A 24,696-nucleotide genomic window follows, 5' to 3' on the forward strand; every position below is an offset into this window, starting at 1 on the left:
GCGTGTCGTGCATAGCGTCGGACTGTGGGCACAATTGGCATGGCTGTTGGATGTGGCGCAATGGATGGGGAGGCAGGACGACGGTGGCGGAACGTAGCACGGCTGCCGTCGACGTGGCCGACAACAGCGGTGACGATCCGCTGACCGCCAAGGCGGACAAGGCCGCGACCGACGGGGTGGCGACAACGCAGACCAAGGCGGAGCAGACCGCCCAGGCCACGGAGAGCAAGGCGGTCGAACGAAAGAGCGGCGAACAGCCCTCCGTCACGGCACCCGAACTGCACAGCGGCCACAAGCTGGCCAGACGGTACCGCCTGGAGGAGTGCGTCACCCGTCTGGACGGCTTCAGCAGCTGGCGTGCCGTCGACGAGAAGCTGCGGCGTGCCGTCGGCGTCCACCTCCTGCCGGCCGACCACCCCCGGGCCCGCTCCGTCCTGGCCGCGGCCCGTTCCGCGGCGCTGCTGGGCGACCCCCGGTTCGTCCAGGTCCTCGACGCCGTCGAGGAGAACGACCTCGTGTACGTCGTGCACGAATGGCTGCCCGACTCCACCGAGCTGACCGCGCTGCTCGCGACGGGCCCGATGGAGGCGCACGACGCCTACCAGCTCGTCAGCCAGGTCTCGCAGGCCATGGCCGCCGCCCACCGCGAGGGCCTCGCACACCTCCGGCTCACCCCGAGCGCCGTCCTGCGCAGCTCCACCGGCCAGTACCGGATCCGCGGCCTCGCCGTGAACGCCGCCCTGCGCGGCATCACCGCCGAACGCCCCCAGCGCACCGACACCGAGGCCATCGGCGCCCTGCTCTACGCGGCACTCACCCAGCGCTGGCCGTACGACAGCGACGCCTACGGCCTCTCCGGACTCCCCAAGGGCGTGGGGCTCCTCCCGCCCGACCAGGTCCGCGCCGGGGTCCACCGCGGCCTCTCCGAGATCGCCATGCGCGCCCTCGCCAACGACGGGGCCACCGCCTCGCGCCAGGAACCGCCCTGCACGACCCCGGACGAGCTCGCCAAGGCCGTGGCCGCGATGCCCCGTGTGAAGCCGCCGGAGCCGGAGTTCCCCGCCCCGCCCGACTACCAGCGCACCACGTACCAGCAGGGCACGTACGGCCGTCCGCAGGCACGTCCCGTCGCCACCCAGCCGATCGCCATGCCGCCGGCCCCGCTCCAGAGCCGTACCGGCACAGCGCTGAAATGGGCCGTCTCGGCCCTTCTGATCGCGGCCCTCGGCCTGGGCAGCTGGCAGATCGCCGACCGCCTGCTCGACCAGGACTCGACCACCGAGACGCCGGTCACGTCCCCCACGGTCGACGAGAAGCCCGAGCCGCCCAAGCCGGTCACCATCAAGTCCGCCCACGACTTCGACCCGTTGGGCAACGGTACGGAGAAGCCGCAGGCCATAGAACTCGCGTACGACGGTGATCCCAGCACCTTCTGGTACACCGACCGCTACTACGCTCCCGGCTTCGCCAACCTGAAGACGGGCGTGGGGCTCGTGCTCGACCTGGGCCAGGTCCAGAAGGTCAGCTCGGTCGACCTGTCGTTCCTGGGCCACACCGCGGTGGAGCTCCGCACCGCACCCTCCGACGCCTCTTCCGAACCCTCCATGCCCGACGGGTTCACGACCCAGGCCTCCGCCGCGGGCAGCAACGTGACGCTGAAGCCCACCGAGCCGATCAGGACCCGCTACGTTCTGGTCTGGCTGACGGAACTCCCCGCCAACGACGGGGGCTTCCGGGGCAAGCTGTCCGAGATCAAGATCATGGGCTGACCACCGTACGGGGAGGGGGCTCACCGTTGGACACTCCGATAGACGAGGCCACAGGCGATCAGGAGCTCTTGGCGCGCCATGTCGCCGGGGACCCGGACGCCTTCAGTGAGCTCGTGCGGCGGCACCGCGACCGTTTGTGGGCCGTGGCCCTGCGCACCCTGGGAGACCGGGAGGAGGCCGCCGACGCCCTCCAGGACGCCCTGTTGTCGGCCTTCCGGGCCGCCCACACCTTCCGGGGGCAGTCGGCCGTCACGACCTGGCTCCACCGCATCACGGTGAACGCCTGCCTCGACCGCGCCCGCAAGGCCGCCTCCCGCCGAACCTCACCCGTCGACGACACCGACCGTTTCGAGCAGCTCCTCGACCCGCACGAGTCGGCCGAGGCCCCCGTGGAGCGCCAGGACCTCCACCGGCAGCTCCTGGCTGCCCTCGCCCTGATCCCCGCGGACCAGCGCGCCGCGCTCATCCTCGTCGACATGCAGGGATACCCGGTCGCGGAGGCGGCACGTATCCTCGGCGTTCCCACGGGAACCGTGAAAAGCCGCTGCGCGCGGGGCCGGTCGCGCCTGCTTCCGATGGTCACTCATCTGCGCGCCGACACAGTGGGTAACGGGACCACCGAAGGGGGAAGGAACCGGACGCCGGGGACATCCGTCCCACCGGTGCCGGGGCCGACGGAACCCGGACCGACAGATCCAGCTGCTGTGAAGGGCGGAGGTGGGCGCACGTGAGTTCCACGACCGGCAAGGCCGACACGACACAGCACCCGGACGTTTCGGAGATCTCCGATCTCACCGAGGGGATCCTGTCACCGAGCCGCTCCGCGGCCGTACGCCGCCATCTGGACGGCTGTCCCCTCTGCGCGGACGTCAGGACCTCCCTGGAGGAGATCCGAGGCCTCCTGGGCACGCTTCCCGGGCCGCCCCGCATGCCCGCCGAGATCGCCGGCCGGATCGACGCCGCACTGGCCGCCGAAGCCCTCCTCCAGGCAACCGCGCCGGAGAACGGCAGCCCTGTTTCACGTGAAACATCACGCCCCCGCACCGAACCGCTTCCCGCCGGAGCGCCTTCCTCTGCCACCGAGCCCGTCAGGAGTCGCCCCGCGGGCCGACCCCGGGCAGCCACCGGCCCCGGGCGCCCCGAAAGGCCCCGTCGCCGCCGGATCGCCCTGCTCTCCACGGTCGGCGCCGCCTTCGGGGTCGTCGTCCTCGGCACGAGCCTCTACCTCAGTCAGAGCGGCCTCCCGAACGCCGACAGCGCCGCCGACACCAGGAAGGCAAGCACCGCCGCTGGTACGGCCCAGATCGCCTTCTCCGGGGCACCGGTCGAGGAACGCGTCCACGCCCTCCTGGGCGGGGACAGCACCATGGCCAGGACGCCCCAGGGAGTCGGACCCGAATCCATGTCCGCCGAGGACGCCGCCACCCCCCAGCGGAACCGGGACGGCGCCGTACCCGGCTGCGTCCTGGCAGGCACCGGCCGTACCGACGCCGTGCTCGCCCACGAGCGGGGCGAGTACCAGGGGATGCCCGCCTATCTGCTCGTCCTCACGGACCCCGCGGACAGCACCCGGGTCCGGGCATTCGTTCTCGACGCCTCCTGTGCCGACCGGCCCACGAGCACCGAAAGCCCTGCGGCGGACCTCCTGCTCAGCGAGACGTATCCGCGCTCCTGATCCGGCTCGGCGTCTCGGCCACGTGCCGCGCGGCAATCTCGGGAATGCATCCCCCGTAGGATCCGTTGGGTGGGGTGAGAGTGACCGAGACGACCGCCCCCGTAGGCAGTGGCAGTCTGCAGAGACGAGGAAGAAACCCGTGAGCGACGTCCGTAACGTGATCATTATCGGCTCCGGGCCCGCGGGTTACACCGCTGCGCTCTACACGGCCCGAGCGTCGCTGAACCCCCTGGTCTTCGAGGGCGCCGTCACCGCTGGTGGCGCTCTGATGAACACGACCGAGGTCGAGAACTACCCCGGCTTCCGCGACGGCATCATGGGTCCGGACCTGATGGACAACATGCGGGCGCAGGCCGAGCGCTTCGGCGCCGAGCTGGTCCCCGACGACGTCATCGCCGTGGACCTGACCGGGGACATCAAGACCGTCACCGACACCGCCGGCACCGTGCACCGCGCCAAGGCCGTCATCGTCACCACGGGCTCCCAGCACCGCAAGCTCGGCCTTCCCAACGAGGACACGCTCTCGGGCCGCGGTGTCTCCTGGTGCGCCACCTGCGACGGGTTCTTCTTCAAGGACCAGGACATCGCCGTGGTCGGCGGCGGCGACACCGCGATCGAGGAGGCCACCTTCCTCTCGCGTTTCGCCAAGACCGTCACGATCGTCCACCGCCGCGACACCCTGCGTGCTTCCAAGGCCATGCAGGACCGCGCCTTCGCCGACCCGAAGATCTCCTTCGCCTGGGACAGCGAGGTCACCGAGATCCACGGTGAGCAGAAGCTCAGCGGTCTGACCCTGCGCGACACCAAGACCGGTGCGACCCGTCAGCTGCCCGTCACCGGCCTCTTCATCGCCGTCGGCCACGACCCGCGGACCGAGCTGTTCAAGGGCCAGCTGGAGCTGGACGAGGAGGGTTACCTGAAGGTGACCGCGCCCTCGACCCGCACGAACGTCACGGGCGTCTTCGGCGCGGGCGACGTCGTCGACCACACCTACCGCCAGGCCATCACGGCCGCCGGTACCGGTTGCTCCGCCGCACTCGACGCCGAGCGTTTCCTGGCCGCCCTCGCCGACAGCGAGAAGCTGGCCGAGACCCCCGCGGTCTGATCCCCGCCCTTCCTGATTCCACACCCCACGAAAACAAGGAGGCCGCCGTGGCCCTGAAGACTGTGACCGACGCTTCCTTCGAAGAGGACGTCCTCAAGAGCGACAAGCCCGTCCTGGTGGACTTCTGGGCGGCGTGGTGCGGCCCGTGCCGCCAGATCGCCCCGTCGCTGGAGGCCATCGCCGCGGAGCACGGCGAGATCGAGATCGTGAAGCTCAACATCGACGAGAACCCGGACACGGCCGCCAAGTACGGCGTCATGTCCATCCCGACGCTGAACGTCTACCAGAACGGCGAGGTCGTGAAGACGATCGTCGGCGCCAAGCCGAAGGCCGCCATCCTGCGCGACCTGGCAGACTTCGTCGAGCCCTCGAACGGCTGACACGCTCTTCGTTTCACGTGAAACATGAACGTGAAACACGAACGGCCCGCCCCGGCAAGGGGCGGGCCGTTCTCATGTCCCGGTGTCAGAGCGGCCGCAGGGCGGGTTCCTTCTTGACGGCCCCGAGCAGACGGTCCAGGGCCATCTCGACGTCTTCCTTCCAGGAGAGCGTCGTCCGGAGTTCCAGCCGCAACCGGGGAAACGCGTGGTGCGGCCGGACCGTCTTGAAGCCCACGGAAAGGAGATGGTCGGCCGGAAGCATGCAGGCCGGCTCTTTCCACCGGGCATCGCCGAACGCCTCGATCGCCTTGAAGCCCCGCCTCATCACGTCCTTGGCCACGGTCTGCACGACCATCCGGCCCAGCCCCTGGCCCTGATATCCCGGCATGATCCAGGCCGTCATCAGCTGGACGGCGTCAGCCGCCACCGGACTGGTCGGGAACGCCGTCGACCGCGGCACATAGGCCGGGGGAGCGTAGAGGACGTAGCCGACGGGCACCTCGTCCACGTAGACGACCCGCCCGCAGGAACCCCATTCCAGAAGGACGGCGGAGATCCAGGCTTCCTTCTCCACCTCTGGATGCCCCGCCTTCACGGCGGCCTCCCCGCTGACCGGGTCGAGCTCCCAGAAGACACAGGACCGACATCGCTGGGGAAGGTCCGAAAGGTTGTCCAGCGTGAGCGGTACGAGCCGACGCCCCACGGCTTCCCCTCGCTTCCTCGCCATCGAGCACGGATGGGCCTCTCAGAATCGTATCGACCGGACGATCAGGGGGACACCGCTCACAGGCAAAGGGCGGGCCGGGCTCCGGTGACCGGAACACGACCCGCCCTTGGCGGCCTCAGTGCAGGAGGAACGTCAGCCCTGCTCGCTCTGCTCGGCGATCTTGTGATCCATGACCTTCCCCTCGCCGGGGGCGAGGGTGGAGAGGATCCGGTCCAGATCGTCCATCGAGGCGAACTCGACGACGATCTTGCCCTTCTTCTGTCCCAGGTCGACCTTCACCCGGGTCTCGAAGCGGTCCGAGAGCCGAGAAGCGAGATCGGTCAGCGCGGGCGAGACACGTCCCCCGGCACGCGGGCCCTTCGGCTTGACCGCGACGGGCTCCTCGGAGCCCATGAGGCTCACGATCTCCTCGACGGTACGCACGGAGAGGCCTTCGGCGACGATCCGGTAGGCGAGCTGGTCCTGGGCCTCCGCGTCCTCCACACCGAGCAGGGCCCGGGCGTGGCCGGCGGAGAGCACGCCGGCGGCGACCCTCCGCTGCACCGGCGGAGAGAGACGCAACAGACGCAGGGTGTTCGAGATCTGCGGGCGGGACCGCCCGATCCGCTCCGCGAGCTGGTCATGGGTGCAGCCGAAGTCCTTGAGCAGCTGCTCGTAGGCGTGAGCCTCTTCGATCGCGTTCAGCTGGGCACGGTGAAGGTTCTCCAGAAGAGCGTCAAGCAGCATCTTCTCGTCGTCGGTGTCCCGGACGATCGCCGGGATCCGCTCGAGGCCTGCGGTCGTCGACGCCCGCAGGCGACGCTCACCCATGACGAGTTCATAGCGCTCGTCGTCGACCTTGCGCACCACTACGGGCTGGAGCAGGCCGACCTCCTTGATGGAGACGACAAGCTCCGCCAGGGCGTCTTCGTCGAAGACCTCACGTGGCTGGTGGCGGTTGGGAACAATGGCATCGATCGGAAGCTCGGTGAAGTAGGCCCCACCCTGGACCTCCGGCAGCGCCACCGCCTCTGCCCCGCTCCATGACGCAGCCGAGTCGGGGGACTGGCTGCTGTGCGGAAGCGACGCCAGCTTCGCGGCGGCCACGCCGCGCTCCGAGGGCAGGGCAGGACCGGCACCGGCGGAGGCCGCACCCGCTCCGACGCCGACCAGCGGCGTCTGCCGTTCCTGGGGAGCCGAAGGAATCAGCGAACCGAGCCCACGCCCCAATCCCCTACGTCGCTCGCTCACTGGATCCCCTCCGACATGCTGCGCTGGTTGTTCTGGTGCCCTGCATGGGCGTGCTGCGGGTCGTAGTGCACGGCAGCACCCCGCAGGGCAATCTCACGGGCGGCTTCCAGGTACGACAGGGCGCCGCTGGAGCCCGGGTCGTACGTGAGAACCGTCTGGCCGTAACTCGGTGCCTCGGAGATGCGGACGGACCTCGGAATGCTGGTCCGCAGCACCTCCTCGGCAAAGTGCGTGCGCACCTCGTCGGCGACCTGGGAGGCGAGCCTCGTCCGGCCGTCGTACATGGTGAGCAGGATCGTCGAGACGTGAAGCCCCGGGTTCAGATGGCCGCGCACCAGCTCGACGTTCCGCAGGAGCTGACCGAGGCCCTCCAGTGCGTAGTACTCGCACTGGATCGGGATCAACACTTCGGCGCCCGCCACCATGGCGTTGACCGTGAGCAGGCCGAGCGAGGGCGGGCAGTCGATGAGGATGTAGTCGAGCGGCTGCTCGTAGGCCTGGATCGCCCGCTGCAGCCGGCTCTCACGCGCTACCAGCGACACCAGCTCGATCTCCGCACCGGCGAGATCGATCGTGGCGGGGGCGCAGAAGAGGCCCTCGACGTCCAGGACCGGCTGCACCACCTCGGACAGCGGCCGGCTGTCGACCAGCACGTCGTAGATCGAGGGGACCTCGGCGTGGTGGTCGATGCCGAGCGCTGTGGAGGCGTTGCCCTGCGGGTCCAGGTCGATGACCAGGACCCGGGCGCCGTGCAGTGCCAGGGAGGCGGCAAGGTTGACCGTCGTGGTCGTCTTGCCCACCCCGCCCTTCTGATTGGCGACCACCATCACGCGTGTCTGGGCCGGTCGGGGAAGTCCCTCACCGGCACGACCCAGGGCTTCTACTGCCAGTTGGGCAGCACGACCAATGGGGGTGTCGTCCATCGGGGGCAATGTTTCACGTGAAACATCCTCCCCCACCGATTCGGTTCGGGGACCGGGGACCGGATCGGTCATCGGTCCCGCGATGTTGGCGTCGGACCGCAAGGATTCACTCTCCTCGGCTTCAGGCTCGCGATGAGCAGAGCCTGCCATGCTTTCGGGGTCGCGAACCAGCGAGGTCGGTGGTTCTGTGGGTGAATCCACCTCTGTGGACAACTCCGTAACCCTCGCGAGTGGTTTCACGCGGGGCTTACGGTCCCGGGGCGTGGCAGCCGCGCGACCGCGGCTGATGATCCCCTGCAGCAGGGAGCGACGTTTCACGTGAAACACCATGCCCCTGCTGCCCGGTCGGAGCCGGTCGACACTCCGAAATGGTACGTATGCGACGCTCAGCGGCGTCGACGGGTCTTGCTCGTCCGGGCTGCCTTGGCACGCTTGGCCGCGAACCGCACACCGCCCGGGCTCTCGCCGACCTCCACCCGGACGACCGTGGTCAGCGGATCCACGATGCCCTCGCCGACGTGCAGCACCGAGGTCTCCACCACACCGAGCCGGGAGAGCGCGGCGCGGGCGCCGTTGAGCTCCTCCTCGGCGGTGTCGCCCTTGAGGGCCAGCATCTCGCCGTACGGGCGGAGTAGCGGAACACCCCAGCCGGCCAGCCGGTCCAGCGGAGCCACCGCGCGGGCGGTCACCACATGGACGGGCGTGATCTTGCCCAGCATCTCCTCCGCGCGACCGCGGACCACGGTCACATGGTCGAGGCCGAGCAGCTCGACGACCTCCTGGAGGAAGTTCGTCCGGCGAAGGAGCGGCTCCAGGAGGGTGATCTTGAGGTCGCGCCGGACCAGAGCCAACGGGATGCCGGGCAGACCGGCGCCCGAGCCCACGTCGCAGACCGTGACGCCCTCGGGGACGGCCTCCGCGAGGACGGCACAGTTCAGCAGGTGGCGCTCCCACAGCCGCGGGACCTCACGCGGCCCGATCAGGCCACGCTTCACACCCGCGTCCGCGAGAAGCTCCGCGTACCGCACGGCCTCCGGGAAGTACTCACCGAAGACTGTCCGCGCCTGCTCCGGCGCCTCCGGGAGCTCCGCTGCCTCCGTCACGGGAACCGTCCTTCCGTACCGCACGCAATCCTGCGGGCGCACTGTGGTGGCTGACTATCAGGCTGACAAAGATCGGCCCCGCCTGCGAACAGACGGGGCCGACACTACGAGAGGGATCAGGCCGGGAGTACGACGACGAAGCGCTGCGGCTCCTCGCCCTCGGACTCGCTGCGCAGACCGGCGGCGGCGATCGCGTCGTGCACGACCTTGCGCTCGAACGGGGTCATCGGGTCCAGCTTGACCGGCTGGCCGCTGGACTTCACCTCGTCCGCGGCCTTGGCACCGAGCGCGGCGAGCTCGGTGCGCTTCTGGGCGCGGAAGCCAGCGATGTCGAGCATGAGCCGGCTACGGTCGCCGGTCTCACGGTGCACCGCCAGGCGGGTCAGCTCCTGGAGAGCCTCCAGGACCTCGCCGTCACGGCCCACGAGCTTCTGCAGGTCGCGGCTGCTGGAGTCGCTGACGATCGAGACCGCGGCGCGGTCCGCCTCGACGTCCATGTCGATGTCACCGTCGAGGTCGGCGATGTCGAGGAGACCCTCGAGGTAGTCGGCCGCGATCTCACCCTCCTGCTCCAGGCGGGTCAGGGTGTCGCCACCCTCGGCGGCGGCGGAGGTGATGCCTTCCGTCACGGATGGTCTCCTTCTTACTTCTTGGACGACGGGTGCTTGGGCCGCTGCTGGCCCTTGCGCTGACCGGACTTGCCCTGGCGGGAGCCTCCGGAGTTGGCACGGGGACGCGCGGGCTTGTCGCCCTGCGCCTGGTCCTGCGCCTCGTCCTTCGTCTCGCCCTCAGCGTCGGCCTTCGCCGAATCCTGCGGCTTCTTCTCAAGCGAGGTGGTCGTCTGCTCGGCGGCCTGCTCGGAGCCTTCCTCGGCATCCTTCGCCACGGCCTGCTGCGCTGCGGCCGCCTGGCGCTGAGCCTTGGTCTGACGCTTGGGCTGCTGGCGCTTGGCGGCGGCGCCACCCTCGGACTCCGCCACGATCGTGTCGCCCTTGATCACGGTGCCGTCGGCCTGGGCGACGAAGCCGGCCTTGGTCAGGCCCGAGAAGAAGCGGCGTTCGTTCTCGTTGCGGTCGCTGGTGCTCTTGGCGACGATCACCTTCACGATGGCCTTGCGGCGCCGGCCGCGGACCTCTTCGTGAGTGGTGATGCTCTTCAGCAGACGCTGGAGATAGGAGTCCTGCGCCTTGCTACCCGGGGTCGGGTTCTGGTTGATCACGTACATCTGCTGGCCCATGGTCCACACGTTGGTGGTCAGCCAGTAGACGAGGACACCGACGGGGAAGTTGATGCCCATGACCGCGAAGATCACCGGGAAGATGTACATGAGCATCTTCTGCTGCTGCATGTACGGGGTCTTCACCGTGAGGTCGACGTTCTTCATCATCAGCTGGCGCTGGGTGAAGAACTGCGAGGCCGACATCATGATGATCATGACCGCGGTGACGATGCGGACCGAGGTGATCGAGGCGTCGAGAGCGGCGACGTCAGCGGCACTGTCCATGAACTTCGAGGCGATGGGGGCACCGAAGATGTGGGCGTTCCGGGCGCTGTCGACCAGCGCCTGGTTCATCACGCCGACCTCGTCGCCTTCGGCGATGTTGGACAGCACGTGGTAGAGCGCGAAGAAGAACGGCGACTGCGCCAGGATGGGAAGACACGAGGAGAGCGGGTTGGTACCCGTCTCCTTGTACAGCTTCATCATCTCTTCGGACTGACGCTGCTTGTCGCTCTTGTAACGCTCCTGGATCGCCTTCATCTTCGGCTGGAGCGCCTGCATGTTCCGGGTCGACTTGATCTGCTTGACGAACAGCGGGATCAGGCAGATACGGATCAGCACCACCAGGGACACGATGGACAGGCCCCAGGCCCAGCCCGTGTCAGGACCGAAGATCGCCCCGTACACCTTGTGGAACTGGACGATCACCCATGAGACAGGTGTGGTGATGAAGCTGAACAGACTGGCAATCGTGTCCACTAATCAGGCTCCTTGAGCATTGGGCGAGGTCTCTGCGGCCGGGCTCGTCTCGGCGGTGGACCCGCCCTTGTCGCCGCGCAGCGCGTTCCTCAGCATTTCGTGCCAGCGAGGGCGCTTCCGCGGGGGGACATGGTCCACACCGCCGGGCGACCACGGGTTGCACCGCAGGATGCGCCAGGCGGTCAGGGCCGTGCCCTTGATCGCGCCATGCCGGTCGATGGCCGTGAATCCGTAGTGGGAACACGACGGGTAGTACCGGCAGACGGGCCCCAGAAGAGGGCTGATCGTCCACTGGTACAGCTTGATGAGAGCCAGCAGCGGGTACTTCATCGCGCGCCCCCTCCCAGCAGCCGCTGAAAAGCGGCGTCCAGGTCTCGGGCCAGCTGTGCGTGATCGGCGTCACCGGCTCCGGGCAACGCCCGTACGACCACCAGGCTACCGGGGGGCAGCTCGATGAGTCGGTCGCGGAGAAGATGGCGCAGACGACGCTTCACCTGGTTGCGTACGACCGCGCCGCCTACGGCCTTGCTCACGACGAAACCCGCACGCGTCGGGGGAGCGCTCTCCCCAGGCGCGTGCGGGTCCGTTGCACCGCTGCGTAGGTGGACGACGAGGAGCGGGCGACCGGCCCGGCGACCTCGGCGTACCGCGGTTGCGAAGTCCTCGCGCCGCCTCAGCCGATTCTCGGTAGGCAGCACGTCATGACCTGTTTAAGTGGATCAGGCGGACAGGCTCGCGCGACCCTTGCCACGGCGGTTCGCCAGGATGGCGCGGCCGGCGCGGGTGCGCATGCGCAGGCGGAAGCCGTGGGTCTTCGCGCGACGACGGTTGTTCGGCTGGAAGGTGCGCTTGCTCACTCGGGGGCTCCAGAAATGATTCGGGTGGTGGCGGGACATCGCCTGGCTGTCACCGTGCGCCCACGAGTAGCTCGTAACGCCCGATAGCACCGCTTCGCGATCACAGAAGAGTGATCTTTGCCCATCGGAGGCAGGCGGCAGCAGCCATCGACAACTCGACCTGGTCACGGTACGCGCGGCTACGCCATCCGGTCAAACCGACCTGTCGCCATGGTCCATTATGCACAGGCTGTGGACAACAACTTGAACCACGTCAGCCGCCCCGACTACCGTGGTGAGACTCCACAGTCTTTTCCGTTCTGTCCTCACCTGTCCTCAACGGACCCGTCCTCACGGACTTCGACCCACCGTCCCCGAGAACCACACCATCGTGGGGACCTGCGAGAAAGCGTGCCCCGTGGCTGACGTACCTGCCGATCTTGCCGCAGTGTGGCCACGCGTCCTCGAGTACCTCCTCGGCGAGGGCCAGCAGGGGATCGAGGCCAAGGACAAGCAGTGGATCGAGCGCTGCCAGCCGCTGGCCCTGGTCGCGGACACCGCTCTCCTCGCCGTACCCAACGAGTGGGGCAAGCGCGTCCTCGAGGGCCGGCTCGCCCCGCTGATCAGCGAGACCCTGAGCCGTGAGTGCGGACGCCCGATCCGGATCGCGATCACCGTCGACGACTCCGTCGGCGAACCGACCCCGCCGGCGCCGCCCACGCAGCAGCCCCGCTACGACGAGCGCCCGCAGCACGAGCCGTACGAGAAGTACGAAGGCTACGGTCACCGTCCGATGCCCGACGACGGGCTGCCCACCGCGCGCCCGGCCTACCCGGACTACCAGCAGCCGCAGCGGCCCGACCCCGGCGCCTGGCCGCGCACGCAGGAGGACCTTTCCTGGCAGCAGCCGCGGCTCGGCGGTTACCAGGAGCGTGCCCCGTACACCGGTCCTGAGCAGTCGCGGCAGTCCCGCTACGACGAGCCCTCCCGGGGATACGAGCAGCCGCAGCGGTCCGAGCGCGCCGAGCTTCCCGACCCGCAGGGCCACGGCGGCCCCCGCCCCGGTCCCCGGCCGGGCGGCGGTCCGGTCCACGGCGGCCCCGGTTCCTCTTCCTCCGGACAGGGCGCCGGGCAGCCGGGCGAGCAGCACGCGCGGCTGAACCCCAAGTACCTCTTCGACACCTTCGTCATCGGTTCCTCGAACCGCTTCGCGCACGCCGCCGCCGTCGCGGTGGCCGAGGCGCCGGCGAAGGCGTACAACCCGCTCTTCATCTACGGGGAGTCGGGGCTCGGCAAGACCCACCTGCTGCACGCCATCGGCCACTACGCGCGGAGCCTCTACCCGGGCACGCGCGTGCGGTACGTGAGCTCCGAGGAGTTCACCAACGAGTTCATCAACTCGATCCGCGACGGCAAGGGCGACGCCTTCCGCAAGCGCTACCGCGATGTGGACATCCTGCTCGTCGACGACATCCAGTTCCTCGCGAGCAAGGAGTCGACGCAGGAGGAGTTCTTCCACACCTTCAATACGCTGCACAACGCCAACAAGCAGATCGTGCTCTCCTCGGACCGGCCGCCCAAGCAGCTGGTGACCCTGGAGGACCGGCTCCGCAACCGCTTCGAGTGGGGCCTCACCACCGATGTGCAGCCGCCCGAGCTGGAGACGCGCATCGCGATCCTCCGCAAGAAAGCGGTGCAGGAGCAGCTCAACGCCCCGCCGGAGGTGCTGGAGTTCATCGCCTCCCGGATCTCGCGGAACATCCGCGAGCTGGAAGGCGCGCTGATCCGGGTGACGGCCTTCGCGAGCCTCAACCGGCAGCCGGTGGACCTCGGCCTCACCGAGATCGTCCTGAAGGACCTGATCCCCGGCGGCGAGGACAGCTCGCCGGAGATCACCGCCCCCGCGATCATGGCGGCCACGGCCGACTACTTCGGGCTGACGGTGGAGGACCTCTGCGGATCGTCGCGCAGCCGCGTCCTGGTGACGGCACGGCAGATCGCGATGTACCTGTGCCGTGAGCTGACGGACCTGTCGCTGCCGAAGATCGGTGCGCAGTTCGGCGGCCGCGACCATACGACGGTGATGCACGCGGACCGGAAGATCCGGGCCCTGATGGCGGAGCGGCGCTCCATCTACAACCAGGTCACCGAGCTCACGAACCGCATCAAGAACGGCTGACGGACCGCCGCGGCACCGCCGCGACAGGGCCACAACAGGGCCACGACAGAGCCTCCGCAGCAGTGCCGAAGGGCGCCCCGGGACACCTCCTGGGGCGCCCTTCGGCGTTCTCGGACCCGTTCCGGGGGTGCTTCCGCCGTGTTCCTGTTCCCTGTGCACAGCTGTGTACGAGCGCGGAGTGTTCGATTACTCCGTTCCGGTGGCGGGTTCTCCACAGATTGGGGGATGATCTCCCGTCCACAGGGTGGGGACTGTCGAGTTATCCGGATTGTGTCCACAGGCCGGACTGGTGACAGATCATCACCCCAGGTCAGACCCTTGGGGATTTGTTGGCAACTCTTCTCCACAGCCTGTGGATGAAATCTTCGTCCACAGGGGGCCCGGAAAGTTGTCCACTGGCTGCCCACAGGGGGTCGTCGGTTGCCCACAGCTTCTCCACACCCCTGTCCACTGTTCGGCAACGAATCACCCCGTCTCACCGCGTCGAGTGAAAGCCGTCACACCAAGGGGGACGGTTGGGCTGTGGGGAACGTGGGTAAAGCTGGGGACAGCGCTGGGGAGAACTCCCCATGACCTGTGTACCGGGTGTGCAGAACTTTTTGGTGTCCACAGAGAACCCCGGTTTTCCACGGGTTCCGCCCACAGGGTCGGTGGACAAAAAAACGGGTCTGACCTGCGAAAACGACGTTATCCACCGTTTCCACAGGCCCTACTACTACTCCCACTTAGAGTTAGCTAGGAATCCGCTTCGAAGTGGGGCCTGTGCACAACTCGGCGCCGGAGCTCCGACGCGCCCTCGTCGCGACTTGACCCCGAGCAGCACCGAGTGTCGGCGGCGTACGTCAGACTGGTTCCCGCAGTCGACGAAGAGCCAGCAACAAGCAGGAGGCGGTTCCGGTGAAGATCCGGGTGGAGCGCGACGTACTTGCCGAGGCGGTGGCCTGGGTGGCCCGCAGCCTCCCGGCCCGTCCCCCGGCTCCCGTACTCGCGGGTCTTCTGCTGAAGGCCGAGAACGGCGCGCTGAGCTTCTCGAGCTTCGACTACGAGGTCTCCGCCCGGGTCTCGGTCGAGGCCGAGGTCGAGGAGGACGGCACCGTCCTCGTCTCCGGCCGGCTGCTCGCCGACATCTGCCGCGCCCTCCCCAACCGTCCGGTGGAGATCTCCACAGACGGTGTACGGGCGACCGTGGTCTGCGGCTCCTCCCGCTTCACCCTCCACACCCTGCCGGTGGAGGAGTACCCCTCGCTGCCGGAGATGCCCACCGCGACGGGCACCGTCCCCGGTGAGGTCTTCGCCTCCGCCGCCGCGCAGGTGGCCATCGCCGCCGGCCGTGACGACACGCTGCCGGTCCTCACCGGTGTGCGCATCGAGATCGAGGGCGACACGGTCACCCTGGCCTCCACCGACCGCTACCGCTTCGCGGTCCGCGAGTTCCTGTGGAAGCCGGAGTCCCCGGACGCCTCCGCGGTCGCCCTGGTGCCCGCGAAGACCCTCCTGGACACCGCGAAGGCCCTCACGAGCGGCGACACGGTCACGCTGGCGCTCTCGGGCTCCGGCAAGGGCGAGGGCCTCATCGGCTTCGAGGGCGCGGGCCGCCGCACCACCACCCGGCTGCTCGAGGGCGATCTGCCGAAGTACCGCACGCTCTTCCCCACCGAGTTCAACTCGGTCGCGGTGATCGAGACCGCGCCCTTCGTCGAGGCCGTCAAGCGCGTGGCCCTGGTCGCCGAGCGCAACACCCCGGTCCGGCTGAGCTTCGAGCAGGGCGTGCTGATCCTGGAGGCCGGCTCCAGCGACGACGCACAGGCTGTGGAGCGTGTGGACGCGCAGCTGGAGGGTGACGACATCTCGATCGCCTTCAACCCGACCTTCCTGCTCGAAGGCCTGAGCGCGATCGGCTCCCCGGTCGCCCAGCTCTCCTTCACGACGTCCACCAAGCCGGCGCTGCTCAGCGGCAAGCCCGCCCTGGACGCCGAGGCGGACGAGGCCTACAAGTACCTGATCATGCCGGTGCGGCTCAGCGGCTGACGCCTGGTGGTCCATGCCGGGGTCCGGGGGTTGCCCCGGAAAGGCACAGAATGCCGGTCCACCTCAGCGGCTGAGGGCCTGCGACCGATGCTCGTGGGGGTCGTCGCCTGAGCGGCTGACCCCACAGGTGTGCACCGGGGGCCGGGCGTAGGCTCGGACCCGGGTAAACCGCACACGACGCTTAAGGAATCTCTGATGGAGCTCGGTCTCGTCGGTCTCGGCAAGATGGGCGGCAACATGCGCGAGCGCATCCGCCGCGCAGGCCACACCGTCATCGGATACGACCGCAACCCGGACCTCGCCGATGTCCACAGCCTCGAAGAGCTTGTGGGCAAGCTCAAGGGCCCGCGCGTCGTGTGGGTCATGGTTCCGGCCGGTGCCGCGACCCAGTCCACGATCGACGAGCTGGCCGATCTGCTCTCCCCCGGCGACATCGTCGTGGACGGCGGGAACTCCCGCTGGACCGATGACGAGAAGCACGCCGAGGAGCTCGCCGCCAAGGGCATCGGGTTCGTCGACTGCGGCGTCTCCGGCGGCGTCTGGGGCCTGGAGAACGGCTACGCGCTGATGTACGGCGGCTCCGCCGAGGACGTGGCGAAGGTCCAGCCGATCTTCGACGCGCTCAAGCCCGAGGGCGAGTTCGGCTCGGTCCACGCGGGCAAGGTCGGCGCCGGCCACTTCGCGAAGATGGTCCACAACGGCATCGAGTACGCGATGATGCAGGCCTACGCCGAGGGCTGGGAGCTCCTGGAGAAGGTCGACTCCGTCACCGACGTGCGCGAGGTCTTCCGCTCCTGGCAGGAGGGCACGGTCATCCGTTCCTGGCTGCTGGACCTCGCGGTGAACGCGCTGGACGAGGACGAGCACCTGGACCAGCTGCGCGGCTACGCGTCGGACTCCGGCGAGGGCCGGTGGACCGTCGAGGCCGCCATCGACAACGCCGTACCGCTGCCGGCGATCACCGCCTCGCTGTTCGCGCGGTTCGCGTCCCGTCAGGACGACTCCCCGCAGATGAAGATGATCGCCGCGCTGCGCAACCAGTTCGGTGGCCACGCGGTCGAGACGAAGAAGTAATCCACAGGCTGTGCACCCCGCGGTGCACAGCCGCCGGGGGAAGAAGGTCGGCGCCCACCATGCACGTCACGCATCTGTCGCTGGCCGACTTCCGCTCGTACGCCCGGGTCGAGGTTCCGCTCGACCCGGGCGTCACCGCGTTCGTGGGCGCGAACGGCCAGGGCAAGACCAATCTCGTCGAGGCCGTCGGCTATCTCGCGACCCTCGGCAGCCACCGCGTCGCCTCGGACGCCCCGCTGGTGCGGATGGGCGCGGAGCGCGCGGTCATCCGGGCCGCCGTCACCCAGGGCGAGCGCTCCCAGCTGATCGAGCTCGAACTCAACCCGGGCAAGGCCAACCGTGCCCGTATCAACAGGTCCTCGCAGGTCAAACCGCGTGACGTGCTGGGCATCGTCCGGACGGTGCTGTTCGCGCCGGAGGACCTCGCCCTGGTGAAGGGCGACCCAGGCGAGCGGCGCCGCTTCCTCGACGAGCTGATCACGGCGCGCACACCGCGCATGGCGGGCGTGCGCTCCGACTACGAGCGGGTGCTCAAGCAGCGCAACACGCTCCTGAAGTCGGCGGCGATGGCCCGGCGGCACGGCGGCCGCGGCATGGACCTCTCCACGCTCGACGTGTGGGACCAGCACCTCGCGCGGGCCGGGGCGGAGCTGCTGGCGCAGCGCCTCGACCTCATCCACACCCTCCAGCCGCTCGCCGACAAGGCGTACGACCAGCTGGCGCCGGGCGGCGGACCGATTCTGCTGGAGTACCGCCCCTCCGCGCCGGGCGCCGGACACACCCGCGAGGAGCTGTACGAGCAGCTGACCGCCGCCCTCGCCGAGGTCCGGAAGCAGGAGATCGAGCGGGGTGTCACGCTCGTCGGACCGCACCGGGACGAACTGCTGCTGAAGCTCGGCGAGCTGCCGGCGAAGGGGTACGCGAGTCACGGGGAGTCCTGGTCGTACGCGCTGGCGCTGCGGCTCGCCTCGTACGACCTGCTGCGCTCCGAGGGCAACGAGCCGGTCCTCGTCCTCGACGACGTCTTCGCCGAGCTGGACGCGCGGCGGCGCGAGCGGCTCGCGGAGCTGGTGGCCGGCGGTGAGCAGGTGCTGGTGACGGCGGCGGTGGACGACGACGTGCCGGGGGTCCTCGCGGGGACGCGGTACAAGGTGGCCGGCGGGACGGTGGAGCGGGTATGAGCGAGCAGCCGCCCCTCGGGGCCGGGGCGCCGGAGCCGCCGGAGGGCCCCAAGGTGCCCGAGGCCTCGGGCATCGACCTGGCGCGGGTCGCGCTGCGCGCGGCCAAGGAGCAGGCGAAGGCGCGGGGCGCCGCCGCCCAGCAGAAGAAGCAGGCCCGGCGCGGGGGCGGGCTGCGCTCCGGCGCGCGTGCCGACGGGCGTGACCCGATGGCGCTCGGCGCGGCGATCAACCGGCTGATCACCGAGCGCGGCTGGGAGACCCCGGCGGCGGTCGGCGGGGTGATGGGGCGCTGGCCGCAGATCGTCGGCGAGGACCTGGCGAAGCACTGCGTACCGCTGAAGTTCGACGACGAGCCGGACGCGCGGGTCCTCACCGTGCAGTGCGACTCCACCGCGTGGGCCACGCAGCTGCGGCTGTTGGCGCCGCGGCTGGTGGCCCGTCTGAACGAGGACCTCGGGCACGGGACGGTACGGGTCATCAAGGTGCTGGGGCCTGGCGCCCCCCGGCGGGGGTACGGGCCGCTCAGGGCGCCGGGGTCCGTGGGGCCCGGGGACACGTACGGGTAGGAGTTGTCGGCTGCGGCGTCGCGGTAGGGGCCCAGGTCCTCAGGGTGCGGGTCCAGGCGGAGGGCGCCACGGTGCGGGTACGGGGAGAAGACGCCACGGTGCGGGTCCCAGGCGGAGCCGCCGGAGCTGGTGGGCCTCGTGCCCCCAGTCGCGCCTCCCGTCGCCCCCGTCGCCTCCCGTCGCCCCTCGTTCCCGCCCCGTTCCGCCCCGGGCGGGACGCATGCGCACAGCGCGGTGCGGCGGTGTCCACACCCCGCTACGACCCGAAGCGCTGGGTGGCCGTCAGAGGGCTCTGGGGGCCCTGTCTGGATATGGGGAGTCGTCTTGGGTCTGCTCAGGGCGGCACATGCGGACTCAGGGACCGGCAAACCCCCATGAGTGTCGGCGCTACCGGTAGACTGGGAGACAATCCCGCCACCCTGCGGAACAAGTCGAACGACGCAGCCGCTCCCGTATGCCCGGAGAACGGCCTGTGCTGTGCCAGAAAGGGCGCTTCGTGGCCGATTCCGGCAACCCCAACGAGAACAACCAGTACACCGCCAGCAACATCCAGGTCCTTGAGGGCCTGGATGCGGTGCGCAAGCGCCCTGGCATGTACATCGGATCGACCGGCGAGCGCGGTCTGCACCACATGGTGCAGGAGGTCGTCGACAACTCGGTCGACGAAGCCCTGGCCGGCCACGCCGACACCATCGACGTGACGATCCTGCCCGACGGCGGCGTCCGCGTCATCGACAACGGCCGTGGTATCCCGGTGGGCATCGTGGCCTCCGAGGGCAAGCCGGCCGTCGAGGTCGTGCTGACCGTGCTGCACGCGGGCGGCAAGTTCGGCGGCGGCGGCTACGCCGTCTCCGGCGGTCTCCACGGTGTCGGTGTCTCCGTCGTGAACGCCCTTTCCACCAGGATCGCCGTCGAGATCAAGACGGACGGTCACCGCTGGACGCAGGACTACAAGATGGGCGCCCCGACCGCGCCCCTAGCGCAGCACGAGGCCACCGACGAGACCGGCACCTCGGTCACCTTCTGGGCCGACCCGGACATCTTCGAGACCACCGAGTACTCCTTCGAGACGCTCGCGCGCCGCTTCCAGGAGATGGCCTTCCTCAACAAGGGCCTGACCCTGACGCTCACGGACGAGCGCGAGTCGGCGAAGGCCACGGTCGGCGCGGACGACCCGGACGCGGAGCCCTCCGAGGCCGCCGCGCGCACGGTGAAGTACCACTACGAGGGCGGCATCGTCGACTTCGTGAAGTACCTCAACTCGCGCAAGGGCGAGCTGATCCACCCCACCGTGATCGACCTCGAGGCCGAGGACAAGGACAAGGCCCTCTCCCTCGAAGTCGCGATGCAGTGGAACAGCGGCTACAGCGAGGGCGTGTACTCCTTCGCCAACATCATCCACACCCACGAGGGCGGCACGCACGAGGAGGGCTTCCGTGCGGCGCTGACCATGCTGATCAACAAGTACGCGCGCGACAAGAAGCTGCTCCGCGAGAAGGACGACAACCTCACAGGCGACGACATCCGCGAGGGTCTGACCGCGATCATCTCGGTCAAGCTGAGCGAGCCGCAGTTCGAGGGCCAGACCAAGACCAAGCTGGGCAACACGGAGGCGAAGACCTTCGTCCAGAAGGCGGTCTACGAGCACCTCAACGACTGGCTCGACCGCAACCCGGTCGAGGCCGCGGACATCGTCCGCAAGTCGATCCAGGCCGCCACCGCGCGCGTGGCCGCCCGCAAGGCGCGCGACCTGACCCGCCGCAAGGGCCTGCTCGAGTCGGCGTCGCTGCCGGGCAAGCTCTCCGACTGCCAGTCGAACGACCCCGCCAAGTGCGAGATCTTCATCGTCGAGGGTGACTCCGCCGGCGGCTCGGCCAAGTCCGGCCGAAACCCGATGTACCAGGCCATCCTGCCCATCCGCGGCAAGATCCTGAACGTCGAGAAGGCCCGGATCGACAAGATCCTGCAGAACACCGAGGTCCAGGCGCTGATCTCGGCCTTCGGCACCGGGGTCCACGAGGACTTCGACATCGAGAAGCTCCGCTATCACAAGATCATCCTGATGGCGGACGCCGACGTCGACGGCCAGCACATCAACACCCTGCTGCTGACCTTCCTCTTCCGCTTCATGCGGCCGCTGGTCGAGGCCGGTCACGTCTACCTCTCGCGCCCGCCGCTCTACAAGATCAAGTGGGGCCGGGACGACTTCGAGTACGCCTACTCGGACCGCGAGCGGGACGCGCTCGTCGCGCTCGGCAAGCAGAACGGCAAGCGGATCAAGGAAGACTCGATCCAGCGCTTCAAGGGCCTCGGTGAGATGAACGCCGAGGAGCTGCGCGTCACGACCATGGACGTCGAGCACCGTGTGCTCGGCCAGGTCACCCTGGACGACGCGGCGCAGGCCGACGACCTGTTCTCGGTGCTGATGGGCGAGGACGTCGAGGCACGGCGCTCGTTCATCCAGCGCAACGCCAAGGACGTTCGCTTCCTCGACATCTGAGTCGGCCTCAGCTGACCGTACGAAAGGACTGACGACCAGCAATGGCCGACGAAATCACTCCCGGCACCACCGAAGACCAGGGGCCCGTCCTGCGGATCGAGCCCGTCGGGCTCGAGACCGAGATGCAGCGCTCGTACCTCGACTACGCGATGTCCGTCATCGTGTCCCGCGCGCTGCCCGACGTACGGGACGGCCTCAAGCCCGTCCACCGCCGCGTGCTGTACGCGATGTACGACGGCGGCTACCGGCCCGAGAAGGGCTTCTACAAGTGCGCCCGCGTCGTCGGTGACGTCATGGGTACGTACCACCCGCACGGCGACTCCTCGATCTACGACGCGCTCGTCCGCCTCGCCCAGCCCTGGTCGATGCGGATGCCGCTCGTCGACTCCAACGGCAACTTCGGTTCCCCGGGCAACGACCCGGCTGCCGCCATGCGGTACACCGAGTGCAAGCTGATGACGCTGTCGATGGAGATGCTCCGGGACATCGACGAGGAGACCGTCGACTTCCAGGACAACTACGACGGCCGTAACCAGGAGCCGACGGTCCTGCCGTCCCGCTTCCCGAACCTGCTGATCAACGGCTCCGCCGGCATCGCCGTCGGTATGGCCACCAACATCCCGCCGCACAACCTCCGCGAGGTCGCGGCCGGTGCCCAGTGGGCGCTCGAGCACCCCGACGCCAGCCACGAGGAGCTCCTCGACGCGCTGATCGAGCGGATCAAGGGCCCGGACTTCCCGACCGGCGCGCTCGTCGTCGGCCGCAAGGGCATCGAGGAGGCGTACCGCACCGGCCGTGGCTCGATCACGATGCGCGCGGTCGTCGCGGTCGAGGAGATCCAGAACCGCCAGTGCCTGGTGGTCACGGAGCTTCCGTACCAGACCAACCCCGACAACCTCGCGCAGAAGATCGCCGACCTCGTCAAGGACGGCAAGGTCGGCGGCATCGCCGACGTCCGCGACGAGACCTCGTCCCGCACAGGTCAGCGCCTGGTCATCGTGCTCAAGCGCGACGCCGTCGCCAAGGTCGTGCTGAACAACCTCTACAAGCACACCGACCTGCAGACGAACTTCGGCGCGAACATGCTGGCGCTCGTCGACGGCGTGCCCCGCACCCTCTCGCTCGACGCGTTCATCCGCCACTGGGTGACGCACCAGATCGAGGTCATCGTCCGCCGGACGAAGTTCCGGCTGCGGAAGGCCGAGGAGCGCGCCCACATCCTGCGCGGTCTGCTCAAGGCGCTCGACGCGATCGACGAGGTCATCGCGCTCATCCGCCGCAGCGACACGGTCGAGGTCGCCCGCGGCGGCCTGATGGACCTCCTCCAGATCGACGAGATCCAGGCCAACGCGATCCTGGAGATGCAGCTCCGCCGGCTCGCCGCCCTGGAGCGCCAGAAGATCGTCGCCGAGCACGACGAGCTCCAGGCCAAGATCAACGAGTACAACGCGATCCTGGCCTCGCCGGAGCGCCAGCGGTCGATCGTCAGCGAGGAGCTCGCGGCGCTCGTCGAGCGGTTCGGCGACGACCGCCGCTCCAAGCTCGTCCCCTTCGACGGTGACATGTCCATCGAGGACCTGATCGCCGAGGAGGACATCGTCGTCACGATCTCCCGCGGCGGCTACGTGAAGCGGACGAAGACCGAGGACTACCGCTCGCAGAAGCGCGGCGGCAAGGGCGTGCGCGGGACGAAGCTGAAGCAGGACGACATCGTCGACCACTTCTTCGTCTCCACCACCCACCACTGGCTGCTCTTCTTCACCAACAAGGGCCGGGTCTACCGGGCCAAGGCGTACGAGCTGCCGGACGCCGGCCGGGACGCGCGCGGCCAGCACGTGGCCAACCTGCTGGCCTTCCAGCCGGACGAGCAGATCGCCCAGATCCTGGCGATCCGCGACTACGAGGCCGCGCCGTACCTGGTGCTCGCCACCAAGGCCGGCCTGGTCAAGAAGACCGCGCTGAAGGACTACGACTCGCCGCGCTCCGGCGGTGTCATCGCCATCAACCTCCGGGAGACCGAGGGCGGCGGCGACGACGAGCTGATCGGGGCCGAACTGGTCTCGTCCGAGGACGATCTGCTCCTCGTCAGCAAGAAGGCGCAGTCGATCCGCTTCACGGCAACGGACGACGCTCTGCGCCCGATGGGACGCGCCACCTCGGGCGTCAAGGGCATGAGTTTCCGCGCGGACGACGAACTGCTCTCGATGAATGTCGTCCGGCCCGGTACGTTCGTCTTCACCGCGACCGACGGCGGGTACGCGAAGCGCACCCCCGTCGACGAGTACCGCGTCCAGGGCCGTGGCGGCCTCGGCATCAAGGCCGCCAAGATCGTGGAGGACCGTGGCTCGCTCGTGGGCGCGCTGGTGGTGGAGGAGACCGATGAGATCCTCGCCATCACGCTGTCCGGCGGTGTGATTCGTACGCGAGTCAACGAAGTCAGGGAGACCGGCCGTGACACCATGGGCGTCCAGCTGATCAACCTGGGCAAGCGCGATGCCGTCGTCGGTATCGCGCGGAACGCCGAGGCCGGCAGCGAGGACGAGGACATCGAGAACATCGACGACGCCGAGGGCGCCGTCGAGGTGATCGAATCGGCTGAGGTCGAATCGGTCGAGGCCGAGGCAGTCGAGGGCACGGAGCCCTCGGCCGGGGAGCACGAGGAGTAAGAGCGTGAGTGGAGCCACGGGCGCCGGATCGGCGGCCGCCGGAGCTTCTGCTGGTGCTGGAGCGAACGGCGCCCGTGGCCCCGCCACGGACTCCCAGGGGGTTGCGGTGACGGACAGCCGGGGGCAGCAGCCCTCGTACGAGACCTACAGCGGGCCACTGCCCGGCGAGCGCGCGGGTGCGCAGCAGCCGGGCGGCCCGTACCACCCGCCGCAGGCGTACGGCGCTCCGGCGCCGGGCGGTCAGGCGGGCGGGACGCTGGGCGGCCACACGGGCGCCGCTGCCGTGCGCCGGCCGCGTACGGGGGCGCGCACCACGCCCCGTACGCGCAAGGCGCGGCTGCGGGTGGCCAAGGCCGATCCGTGGTCGGTGATGAAGGTGAGCTTCCTGCTCTCCATCGCACTGGGCATCTGCACGGTCGTCGCCGCGGCGGTGCTGTGGATGGTCATGGACGCCATGGGCGTCTTCTCGACCGTCGGCGGCACGATCAGCGAGGCGACGGGCTCGAACGAGTCCAACGGCTTCGACCTGCAGTCGTTCCTGTCGCTGCCGCGGGTCCTGATGTTCACCTCGGTGATCGCCGTGATCGACGTCGTCCTGATGACCGCTCTGGCGACGCTGGGCGCGTTCATCTACAACCTGTCGGCCGGCTTCGTCGGCGGTGTGGAGCTCACGCTCGCCGAAGACGAGTAGGACGTGTGGGGCCGACCCAAGGAACGGATTTTGGGACTGGCCCCCACGTGCGCTAATCTTCAGGAGTCAGCGCGCGGGACACACA

The 24,696-nt window shown here is 69.0% G+C and carries 22 protein-coding genes; 13 read left to right on the forward strand and 9 right to left on the reverse strand.

Translation table 11 applies throughout. The features are described from left to right. The first annotated feature begins 83 nt into the window (after window positions 1-83). The 5 genes from ACWFR1_RS08535 (at window position 84) to trxA (ending at window position 4,929) form a co-directional block, all read left to right on the forward strand. A complete protein-coding gene (locus ACWFR1_RS08535; protein WP_453548033.1) occupies window positions 84-1,769 on the forward strand; it encodes a serine/threonine protein kinase in 1,686 nt (561 codons plus the stop codon). A 26-nt stretch (window positions 1,770-1,795) separates the two neighbouring features. Further along, the gene (gene sigM / locus ACWFR1_RS08540; RefSeq protein ID WP_453548035.1) at window positions 1,796-2,500 is read left to right on the forward strand and encodes an RNA polymerase sigma factor SigM; all 705 of its coding nucleotides are present in this window, start codon (window positions 1,796-1,798) and stop codon (window positions 2,498-2,500) included. Further along, window positions 2,497-3,444: a hypothetical protein gene (locus ACWFR1_RS08545; protein ID WP_453548037.1), complete on the forward strand. Its 948-nt coding sequence runs from the start codon at window positions 2,497-2,499 to the stop codon at window positions 3,442-3,444. Before sigM ends, ACWFR1_RS08545 begins: the two co-directional genes overlap by 4 nt. A gap of 139 nt (window positions 3,445-3,583) precedes the next feature. Then, on the forward strand, window positions 3,584-4,549 hold the full coding sequence (trxB, locus tag ACWFR1_RS08550) for a thioredoxin-disulfide reductase (protein WP_453548039.1): 966 nt from the start codon (window positions 3,584-3,586) through the stop codon (window positions 4,547-4,549). A gap of 47 nt (window positions 4,550-4,596) precedes the next feature. Continuing rightward, a complete protein-coding gene (gene trxA, locus ACWFR1_RS08555; RefSeq protein ID WP_453548042.1) occupies window positions 4,597-4,929 on the forward strand; it encodes a thioredoxin in 333 nt (110 codons plus the stop codon). An 85-nt stretch (window positions 4,930-5,014) separates the two neighbouring features. On the opposite strand, the gene ACWFR1_RS08560 is transcribed toward trxA, so the two are convergent. The 9 genes from ACWFR1_RS08560 to rpmH form a co-directional block, all read right to left on the reverse strand. Continuing rightward, window positions 5,015-5,632, reverse strand: a complete 618-nt coding sequence (locus tag ACWFR1_RS08560; protein WP_453548044.1) for a GNAT family N-acetyltransferase — start codon at window positions 5,630-5,632, stop codon at window positions 5,015-5,017. Between the two features lie 156 nt (window positions 5,633-5,788). Further along, on the reverse strand, window positions 5,789-6,886 hold the full coding sequence (locus tag ACWFR1_RS08565; RefSeq protein WP_453548046.1) for a ParB/RepB/Spo0J family partition protein: 1,098 nt from the start codon (window positions 6,884-6,886) through the stop codon (window positions 5,789-5,791). Continuing rightward, on the reverse strand, window positions 6,883-7,959 hold the full coding sequence (locus tag ACWFR1_RS08570; RefSeq protein WP_453548048.1) for a ParA family protein: 1,077 nt from the start codon (window positions 7,957-7,959) through the stop codon (window positions 6,883-6,885). The genes ACWFR1_RS08565 and ACWFR1_RS08570 overlap by 4 nt, the downstream gene beginning before the upstream one ends. A gap of 236 nt (window positions 7,960-8,195) precedes the next feature. Continuing rightward, window positions 8,196-8,912 carry a 16S rRNA (guanine(527)-N(7))-methyltransferase RsmG gene (gene rsmG / locus ACWFR1_RS08575; RefSeq protein WP_453548051.1) on the reverse strand — a complete coding sequence of 239 codons (717 nt, stop codon included), beginning with the start codon at window positions 8,910-8,912 and terminating at the stop codon, window positions 8,196-8,198. A 116-nt stretch (window positions 8,913-9,028) separates the two neighbouring features. Next, window positions 9,029-9,541, reverse strand: a complete 513-nt coding sequence (locus ACWFR1_RS08580; RefSeq protein WP_453548053.1) for a Jag family protein — start codon at window positions 9,539-9,541, stop codon at window positions 9,029-9,031. Window positions 9,542-9,555: 14 nt separating this feature from the next. Further along, complete coding sequence (gene yidC / locus ACWFR1_RS08585) at window positions 9,556-10,890, reverse strand: membrane protein insertase YidC (protein WP_453548055.1); 1,335 nt, start codon at window positions 10,888-10,890, stop codon at window positions 9,556-9,558. 3 nt (window positions 10,891-10,893) lie between these two features. Further along, window positions 10,894-11,220, reverse strand: coding sequence for a membrane protein insertion efficiency factor YidD (yidD, locus tag ACWFR1_RS08590; protein ID WP_015034858.1), 327 nt, complete (start codon window positions 11,218-11,220; stop codon window positions 10,894-10,896). Beyond that, complete coding sequence (gene rnpA / locus ACWFR1_RS08595; protein WP_079037505.1) at window positions 11,217-11,588, reverse strand: ribonuclease P protein component; 372 nt, start codon at window positions 11,586-11,588, stop codon at window positions 11,217-11,219. The genes yidD and rnpA overlap by 4 nt, the downstream gene beginning before the upstream one ends. A gap of 21 nt (window positions 11,589-11,609) precedes the next feature. After that, the gene (rpmH, locus tag ACWFR1_RS08600; RefSeq protein ID WP_006381191.1) at window positions 11,610-11,747 is read right to left on the reverse strand and encodes a 50S ribosomal protein L34; all 138 of its coding nucleotides are present in this window, start codon (window positions 11,745-11,747) and stop codon (window positions 11,610-11,612) included. A gap of 397 nt (window positions 11,748-12,144) precedes the next feature. Between rpmH and dnaA the strand changes: the two genes are divergently transcribed. The 8 genes from dnaA (at window position 12,145) to ACWFR1_RS08640 (ending at window position 24,611) form a co-directional block, all read left to right on the forward strand. Further along, window positions 12,145-13,905, forward strand: coding sequence for a chromosomal replication initiator protein DnaA (gene dnaA / locus ACWFR1_RS08605; RefSeq protein ID WP_453548058.1), 1,761 nt, complete (start codon window positions 12,145-12,147; stop codon window positions 13,903-13,905). Between the two features lie 897 nt (window positions 13,906-14,802). Continuing rightward, window positions 14,803-15,933: a DNA polymerase III subunit beta gene (dnaN, locus tag ACWFR1_RS08610; protein WP_453548060.1), complete on the forward strand. Its 1,131-nt coding sequence runs from the start codon at window positions 14,803-14,805 to the stop codon at window positions 15,931-15,933. A gap of 195 nt (window positions 15,934-16,128) precedes the next feature. Then, entirely contained in the window at window positions 16,129-17,007 is an 879-nt protein-coding gene (gene gnd / locus ACWFR1_RS08615; protein WP_141298773.1) for a phosphogluconate dehydrogenase (NAD(+)-dependent, decarboxylating), read from the forward strand. Between the two features lie 59 nt (window positions 17,008-17,066). Next, on the forward strand, window positions 17,067-18,188 hold the full coding sequence (recF, locus tag ACWFR1_RS08620) for a DNA replication/repair protein RecF (protein WP_453548063.1): 1,122 nt from the start codon (window positions 17,067-17,069) through the stop codon (window positions 18,186-18,188). Beyond that, window positions 18,185-18,754 (forward strand): DUF721 domain-containing protein, encoded by a 570-nt coding sequence (locus tag ACWFR1_RS08625; RefSeq protein WP_453548065.1) that lies wholly within the window; start codon window positions 18,185-18,187, stop codon window positions 18,752-18,754. Before recF ends, ACWFR1_RS08625 begins: the two co-directional genes overlap by 4 nt. Window positions 18,755-19,226: 472 nt before the next feature. Then, window positions 19,227-21,254: a DNA topoisomerase (ATP-hydrolyzing) subunit B gene (gyrB, locus tag ACWFR1_RS08630; protein ID WP_453548067.1), complete on the forward strand. Its 2,028-nt coding sequence runs from the start codon at window positions 19,227-19,229 to the stop codon at window positions 21,252-21,254. A gap of 41 nt (window positions 21,255-21,295) precedes the next feature. After that, window positions 21,296-23,920, forward strand: a complete 2,625-nt coding sequence (gyrA, locus tag ACWFR1_RS08635) for a DNA gyrase subunit A (protein ID WP_453548070.1) — start codon at window positions 21,296-21,298, stop codon at window positions 23,918-23,920. Window positions 23,921-24,026: 106 nt separating this feature from the next. Further along, window positions 24,027-24,611, forward strand: coding sequence for a DUF3566 domain-containing protein (locus ACWFR1_RS08640; protein WP_453548072.1), 585 nt, complete (start codon window positions 24,027-24,029; stop codon window positions 24,609-24,611). Window positions 24,612-24,696: the final 85 nt, after the last annotated feature.

The sequence above is a fragment of the Streptomyces sp. NPDC055103 genome (assembly GCF_053607625.1).

What these genes read in the sequence shown, in the direction of transcription:
- recF (WP_453548063.1), top strand. Translation starts at nt 17,067, where the DNA reads ATGCACGTCACGCATCTGTCGCTGGCCGACTTCCGCTCGTACGCCCGG.
- ACWFR1_RS08570 (WP_453548048.1), bottom strand. Translation starts at nt 7,959, where the DNA reads ATGGCAGGCTCTGCTCATCGCGAGCCTGAAGCCGAGGAGAGTGAATCC.
- gnd (WP_141298773.1), top strand. Translation starts at nt 16,129, where the DNA reads ATGGAGCTCGGTCTCGTCGGTCTCGGCAAGATGGGCGGCAACATGCGC.
- gyrA (WP_453548070.1), top strand. Translation starts at nt 21,296, where the DNA reads ATGGCCGACGAAATCACTCCCGGCACCACCGAAGACCAGGGGCCCGTC.
- ACWFR1_RS08625 (WP_453548065.1), top strand. Translation starts at nt 18,185, where the DNA reads ATGAGCGAGCAGCCGCCCCTCGGGGCCGGGGCGCCGGAGCCGCCGGAG.
- yidD (WP_015034858.1), bottom strand. Translation starts at nt 11,220, where the DNA reads ATGAAGTACCCGCTGCTGGCTCTCATCAAGCTGTACCAGTGGACGATC.